The sequence below is a fragment of the Streptomyces hokutonensis genome (assembly GCF_042751305.1).
Taxonomy (GTDB): Bacteria; Actinomycetota; Actinomycetes; order Streptomycetales; family Streptomycetaceae; genus Streptomyces; species Streptomyces hokutonensis_A.
This window is the reverse complement of the sequence record NZ_JBHYWD010000052.1, coordinates 9,830-12,528: the sequence shown is the minus strand read 5'-3', so window position 1 is coordinate 12,528 and position 2,699 is coordinate 9,830. Positions and strand designations below refer to the sequence as shown.

2 protein-coding genes are annotated in these 2,699 nt (G+C 67.1%); one reads left to right on the top strand and one right to left on the bottom strand.

Features of this window, described 5'->3' with window-relative positions; all coding sequences use genetic code 11:
* Nucleotides 1-394 precede the first annotated feature (394 nt).
* On the top strand, nt 395-934 hold the full coding sequence (locus ACFXC1_RS51075) for an NAD(P)H-dependent oxidoreductase (RefSeq protein ID WP_381257313.1): 540 nt from the start codon (nt 395-397) through the stop codon (nt 932-934).
* Between the two features lie 460 nt (nt 935-1,394).
* Here the strand turns inward: ACFXC1_RS51075 and ACFXC1_RS51070 are convergent, their stop codons facing one another.
* Entirely contained in the window at nt 1,395-2,549 is a 1,155-nt protein-coding gene (locus tag ACFXC1_RS51070; protein WP_381257311.1) for an epoxide hydrolase family protein, read from the bottom strand.
* Nucleotides 2,550-2,699: the final 150 nt, after the last annotated feature.

The window sequence follows — 2,699 nt, the reverse complement described above, 5'->3', positions numbered from 1 at the left end:
GAACTCCTCGCCCAGGCCGAAGCCTCCCGCGAACTGGGCGACAACCTCGCCTACGACAACACCCACGCCTGAGGGGGACAACCCGCACCCCCCGCTGGCAAGGCTCCCCGGAATTCGCCGGGTCTCACGTGGCGAAGAGAACACCGCCACCGACGCCGCCGAACTCAGCGCCCGCAACTCGACCGCTGAGCAACCTCACACCCGCCGCGGGCGAACGCCACGACGGGCAGACATGGCCAGGATCCGACGGCTGACCCCGGCGTCCCTACGCCCGGCTAAGCCCGGGCCCGGGACTTCGCGAAGGACTGACGCCCTGGCGAAGTTCCAGACCGCCCCACCCGACCAACCTGCATCCATTCACCCAGTTCACTGATCACCGAAAAGGTTCTTCATCATGTCCAAGGTTCTCCTTGTCGTAGGCCACCCCGACCTGTCCCAGTCGAGGGCCAACGCGGCCCTCGTGGACGCGGTCCGCGATCTGCCCCACGTCACCGTGCACGACCTGTACGCCGCGTACCCCGACTTCCAGATCGACGTCGCCGCCGAGCAGGCACTGCTGGCGGAGCACGATGTGATCGTCTTCCAGCACCCGGTGTACTGGTACCACACCACCCCGCTGTTCAAGTTGTGGCAGGACAAGGTTCTAACCCTTGGCTGGGCCTTCACCATGGACGGCACTCCCGAGCAACTGGCGGGCAAGAAGGCCGTCGTCGCCGTCACCGCCGGCGTCAACGCCGAGGACTACACCACTGAGGGCTGGATCAAGGCCACCGTCGAAAGCCTTCTCGGTAGCTGGGAGGCGACCCTGCGGCTGTGCCAGTTCGACATCCAGCCGATGTTCAAGGTGTACGGCACCATCCTCGGTCTCTCCGACGAGGAACTGGCCACCGCTGCCAAGCAGTACAACGAACTGCTCGCCTCCTACGCCGCCTGACCGCGCTCACAACACAGTGGCCGCTGTCGTCGATGGCGACGCGGTGGTGATGGACCCTGCCAGGTCTCCGGACGCTCTTCGCCCTATCGGCGCCGAGCGGCCGGAGACCTGGCTGCGCCATCGCCATTTTGCAATGTCGACCAGTTTGCTGGTGATTACCCGGTAGTTGTTCCTGGTCGACCACGCCGCATTGCCGGCTGAAGTCCGTGCCGGAGCAGATCGATGTGCTGGGGCAAGGAGGTTGACCGGTCCAGCATGCGGGAGTTCGCCGGGTGCTGTCTGACCGGCGGCTGGAGGAGCCCTCGGAGGGGCCGAAACGGTCGCAGAGGGAGGTGCCGAATACGGCTGCCCCGTAGGAATGCGGGGTGCGAAGCGGTTGCGACACCCAAGACTGGGGCGGCCTGCGCCTGACCGGTGGCGTGACAGATGTGCCAACTTCGCGAGGCGCAGGCCAGATGACTCAGCGGGTCAGTTCGCGGAAGAATGCGCGGATGTCACCGACAAGGAGTTCGGGCTGCTCCATGGCGGCGAAGTGACCGCCGCGGTCGAACTCGGTCCAGTGCACGATGTTGGAGGAACGTTCTGCGAGGGCACGAATGGGCCGGATGTCGTACGGGAAGACGGCGACGCCCAGGGGTACGGGTGACTGCTCGGGCTGGCGGTCCTTCAGCGGGTGGCTGAGCTCGTAGTAGAGGCGGGCCGATGACGCGGCGGTGTTGGTCAGCCAGTACAGCATGATGTCCGTGAGCATGTGGTCGCGGTCGACCGCGCCCTGCGGTAGGTGGGTGCCGTCGGTCCACTCTTTGAACTTCTCGGCGATCCAGGCGAGTTGCCCGGCCGGAGAGTCGGCGAGCGCGACCCCGACGGTCTGCGGCCGGGTCGACTGGAGGGTGAGGTAGCCCTGGCCGTCGGCCTCGATCAGCCGGTTCTGCTCGAGCCTGGCCTTGTCGTCGGGCCCGAGTTCATCGAGCTCTCCGGGTGTGCCAGCAGGGTTGGTCATCAGGAAGTTGACGTGCACGCCGATGACATGGTCTGTGTCGACGCGGCCGACTTCCTGGGAGATGAACGAGCCCCAGTCGCCACCTTGGGCACCGTAGCGGTCGTAACCGAGGCGGGCCATCAGCTGAGCCCAGGCGTAGGCGACCCGCGTGGTGTCCCAGCCGCGTTCGGCGACCGGGCCGGAGAACCCGTATCCGGGGATGGACGGGATGACCAGGTGGAAGGCGTCAGCAGGATCGCCGCCGTGGGCGCGCGGGTCACTCAGGGGACCGATCACGTGCAGGAACTCGACGAACGAGCCGGGCCAGCCGTGGGTGAGGATCAGCGGCGTAGCGTCGGGCTCGGGCGAGCGCACGTGCAGGAAGTGGATGTTCTGGCCGTCAATGGTAGTGGTGAACTGCGGCAGTTCGTTCAGCCGCCGTTCCCAGGCGCGCCAGTCGTAGGGGGTGCGCCAGTATTCGGCCAGCTCGGCCAGGTAGTCGACCGGGATGCCCATCTCCCAGTCCGTGCCGGGGATTGCGTCGGGCAGCCGGGTGCGGCCGAGACGCTCGTGGAGGTCGTCCAGGTCTGCCTGGGGTATGTCTATGCGGAATGGGCGGACGGCGGTGTTTGTCATGCCTCGCTGTTTCCGTGCGTGGGGGAAAACTGAGGGGAAGTGATTTCCCTCAGTCGAATGCCGGGCGGCAAACGGCGCGGCCCGGTGCCCCCCCCGGCAGGGGGCGGGTGGGGGGGGGGGGGGGGCCCGCCCCTGAGTGGGGCGCGCCAG